General features: G+C 63.1%; 5 protein-coding genes. All 5 read left to right on the plus strand.

Annotated elements, in window-relative coordinates; all coding sequences use genetic code 11:
• Window positions 1-547, plus strand: a 547-nt coding sequence (locus B3873_RS00275; RefSeq protein ID WP_286863464.1) for an ABC transporter permease, incomplete at its 5' end; no start/stop codon positions are given.
• 11 nt (window positions 548-558) lie between these two features.
• Window positions 559-1,572 (plus strand): LacI family DNA-binding transcriptional regulator, encoded by a 1,014-nt coding sequence (locus B3873_RS00280; protein ID WP_286863465.1) that lies wholly within the window; start codon window positions 559-561, stop codon window positions 1,570-1,572.
• 36 nt (window positions 1,573-1,608) lie between these two features.
• Entirely contained in the window at window positions 1,609-2,508 is a 900-nt protein-coding gene (gene rbsK / locus B3873_RS00285) for a ribokinase (protein ID WP_286863467.1), read from the plus strand.
• Between the two features lie 21 nt (window positions 2,509-2,529).
• Window positions 2,530-2,922 carry a D-ribose pyranase gene (gene rbsD / locus B3873_RS00290; protein ID WP_286863468.1) on the plus strand — a complete coding sequence of 131 codons (393 nt, stop codon included), beginning with the start codon at window positions 2,530-2,532 and terminating at the stop codon, window positions 2,920-2,922.
• Window positions 2,923-3,148: 226 nt separating this feature from the next.
• A partial coding sequence (locus tag B3873_RS00295) for an MCP four helix bundle domain-containing protein (RefSeq protein WP_286863470.1) occupies window positions 3,149-4,015 on the plus strand: 867 nt, incomplete at its 3' end.

The following is a 4,015-nucleotide window of genomic DNA, read 5'->3' on the forward strand; positions in this document are numbered from 1 at the left end:
CCAGGTCACCAACTCGCGCACCGAATACATCGGCAGCGCGGTGGACGTGATCAGCTCGCCGATTCTGTTCGGCATGTCGCCGGCCTTCCTGTCGGCCATCGCCATCGTGATCATCGCCCAACTGGTGCTGACCCGCACCGTGCTGGGCCGCTACTGGATCGGCATCGGTACCAATGAAGAAGCGGTGCGCCTGTCCGGCGTGAATCCCAATCCCAGCAAGATCCTGGCCTTCGCCCTGATGGGCGCGCTGGCCGGTATCGCAGCGCTGTTCCAGGTCTCGCGCCTGGAAGCGGCCGATCCCAACGGCGGCGTGGGCATGGAGCTGCAAGTCATCGCGGCGGTCGTCATCGGCGGCACCAGCCTGATGGGTGGCCGGGGTTCCATCGTCAGCACCTTCATCGGCGTATTGATCATCTCCGTGCTGGAAGCGGGCCTGGCCCAGGTTGGCGTGAGCGAGCCGATGAAGCGCATCATCACCGGTGCCGTCATCGTGGTCGCCGTGATCCTGGATACCTATCGCCGTCGCGGCCAACGCCACGCCCGCTGAGCGAATTCGCCATGGCCACCATCAAGGATGTCGCCAGGCTGGCCGGGGTGTCCTACACCACGGTCTCGCATGTGCTCAACCAGACGCGCCCGGTCAGCAGCGCCGCCCGTGAGCGCGTGCTGGCCGCCGTCAAGGAACTGGACTACGTGCCCAGCGCACTGGCGCGGTCATTGCGCAGCAAGGTCACGGGCAGTATCGGCCTGATCATTCCCAACAACACCAACCCGTACTTTTCGGAGCTGGCGCGCGGAATCGAAGACCATTGCTATGGCGCCGGCTACAGCGTCATCCTCTGCAATTCGGACGATGATCCCGACAAGCAGCGCGACTACCTGCAAGTCCTGCAGACCAAGCGCTGCGATGGCCTCATCATCGCCACCCTGAACCAGGCCGATCTCAATCCGGCGGGCAGGCTCGATATTCCGACGGTCCTGCTGGACCGTGCGCCCAAGGAACTGGACATCGATCTGGTCAGCACTGACAACGCGCTCGGCGGCAGCCTGGCGGCGCGCCATCTGCTGGACTTGCAGCGCCGCCACGTGGCTTGCATCGCCGGGCCGGATGGCCTGGAACTATCGGACGAGCGCGTGCAGGGCTTCCGCCAGGCCCTGCAGGCGGGCGGCCTGGCGCTGGCCGACGGCGACCTGCTGCATGCCGACTTCAGCGGCATCGGCGGTTATCAGGCTGCGATGCAATTGCTGCAGGGACGAGCGCAGGGCGCGCGGCCGGATGCCATCTTCTGCTGCAACGACATGATGGCCATTGGCGTGCTGCGTGCCGCCGGTGAATTGCAGATCGAAGTGCCGGGCGAATTGTCGGTGGTAGGTTTCGACGATATCGAACTGGCGCAATTCGTCCATCCGCCCCTGACCACGGTGGCACAAAATACCCGCAAGCTGGGCAACCTGACGGCGCAGTTCCTGCTGGAGCGCATCGCCGACCCCGGCTTGCCGGCGCGCCGCGAGACGGTGGCGCCGCAACTCCAGCTGCGCGGCTCGACCGCCCCGCGCCGGAACCCGACCTGAACAAGAAACACTTCAACAGAGCACGAGAGAACACACATGATCGTCATCATCGGCAGCGTCAACATGGACCTGGTCCTGCGCGTCCCGCGCATGCCCTTGCCGGGCGAAACCCTGGCTGGCGACAAATTCATGACCATCCCCGGCGGCAAGGGTGCCAACCAGGCCGTGGCTTGCGCCCGCCTGGCCGCACCGGGCACCTCGGTGGCCATGGTGGCCTGCGTGGGCGACGATGCCTTCGGCGGCCAGATGCGCCAGTCGATCACCGCCTGCGGCATCGATGACCGTTACATTGACGAAGTCGCAGGCGAAGCCACCGGCATCGCCTCCATCATGGTCGACGCCAATGCCCAGAACAGCATCGTCATCGCCGCCGGTGCCAATGGCCGCCTGGACGTGGAGCGTATCGAACGCGCGCGCCCCGTGATCGAACAGGCTTCCATCGTGCTGCTGCAACTGGAAGTGCCGATGGACACCGTCATCCACAGCATCGAACTGGCCCACGCCCTGGGCAAGACCGTGGTGCTCAATCCCGCACCGGCACAAGCCTTGCCCCGTGCACTGCTGCAAAAGATCGATTACCTGATCCTGAATGAAATCGAAGCCGCCATGCTGGCCGAGGAGCAATCCGAGGACATCCCGCTGCTGGCGCAGAAGCTGCACGATCTGGGCGCGCGCAACGTGGTGGTGACGCTGGGCGAGAAGGGCGTCTACGGCTCCTTCGCCGACGGCCAGCAGCGCCATCTGCCGGCGCGCAAGGTACAGGCGGTCGACACCACGGCGGCGGGCGACACTTTCATCGGCGCTTTCATCGGTGCCATTGCGCAGGGCCGCGATCAGTTCGACGCCATCGCCTATGCCCAGGCGGCGGCCGCCCTGAGCGTGACCCGCGTCGGTGCCCAGACCTCCATTCCCACGCGCGACGAAGTCGTGCTCTGATCGCTTATCTTTCTGATTGCCATGAAAAAGACTGCTCTGCTCAACGCTGCCATTTCCCAGGTCATCGCCACCATGGGGCATGGCGATACGCTGGTCATCGGGGACGTCGGTTTGCCAGCTCCCGCAGGTGTCCCCGTGATCGATCTGGCGGTGACCCGCGGCGTGCCGGACTTCATGACGGTACTCAAGACGGTGCTCACGGAATTGCAGGTGGAATTCCACGTCGTGGCCGATGAAATGCAGACCGTCAGCCCTGCCTTGGCTGCACAGATTGCGGCGCTGGACCTGCCGCAAGCGCGTACCCTGTCGCATGAAGCGTTCAAGCAGGCGACCGGGGCTGCCAAGGCCTACATCCGCACCGGGGAATGTACCCCTTACGCCAATATCATCCTCGGCGCCGGCGTGGTGTTCTGAGCAAGAGATTTACAAACAAACACGTTTATACATCTAGTTGTGTGATGACTTTGCGACACTTGCTGAAATAGTGTCGCGCAACGGTTGTACGATGGGTTGCCTTGGCGCATCATGCGGGCTCCAGAATAAAAATACAGAGGAGCTTGTTTCCCTGTTCGATAACAAGAAGCTGGATCTTCGAGAACTGGAAGAGACAGACAATAAATGAACAGCATAGGGAACCAGCATGTTTGCATATTTCGGGAATCTCAAGGTCGGCGCGCGCCTGGCGATCGTGTTTGCCTTCATCGTGGCCTTGCTGGCCGTGGTGAGCATCACCGCCTTCATCAAGATCAACAACATCAATCGTGCGATCGATCAGATCGTCAATGACCGCTACCTGAAGGTGCGCTGGGCATTCGACCTGCGTGACGGCGTCAACGAGCAAATCAAGTACCTGCGTGGCATGGCCATCGATATCGGCAACCCGGCCGCCAATGAAAAGCGCATCGGCCAGCTGGACGTTGCGGTCCGCGCCAGCAAGGAAGCCCTGGACAAGATCACGGCGCGCCAGGTGACTGCAGTAGGCCAGAAGAAGGCCAAGGCGCTGGATGATGCGCGCCAGCTCTTCGAGACCAGCCGGACGCAGTTTCTGGCGTTGATCCGGGCAGGCCAGGGCGATGCCGCTGACGAATTCGTCCTGCGCAAGATTACCGACAGCCAGAACGCCTATCTTTCCCTGGCCACCGCCTTCGCCGATTCCCAGGACAGTCAGCTGCGTGCTGAAGGTGCGCAGGCCGTCGCTGACGGTGCACTGGCGATCCAGGTCACCCTGGCTTGCTCGGCGGTCGCCGTGCTGGCCGCGATCCTGCTGGGGTATTTGATGGTACGTTCCATCGTCAAGCCGCTCAACGAGGCCGTCCGCGTGGCCGAGAACGTCGCTGCCGGTGACCTGACCACGCGCATCGAACCGCATTCCAAAGATGAGACGGGCCAGCTGATGGCGGCCCTGCGCAAGATGAACGACAACCTGGTCGACATCGTCTCCGGTGTGCGTCGCAGTACCGACTCGATTGCCACCGCCTCGGGAGAAATCGCCAGCGGCAACATGGAC

Origin of the sequence: Herbaspirillum sp. UBA812, from assembly GCF_002296545.1 — a bacterium.
GTDB classification, from domain to species: Bacteria; Pseudomonadota; Gammaproteobacteria; order Burkholderiales; family Burkholderiaceae_D; genus Herbaspirillum; species Herbaspirillum huttiense.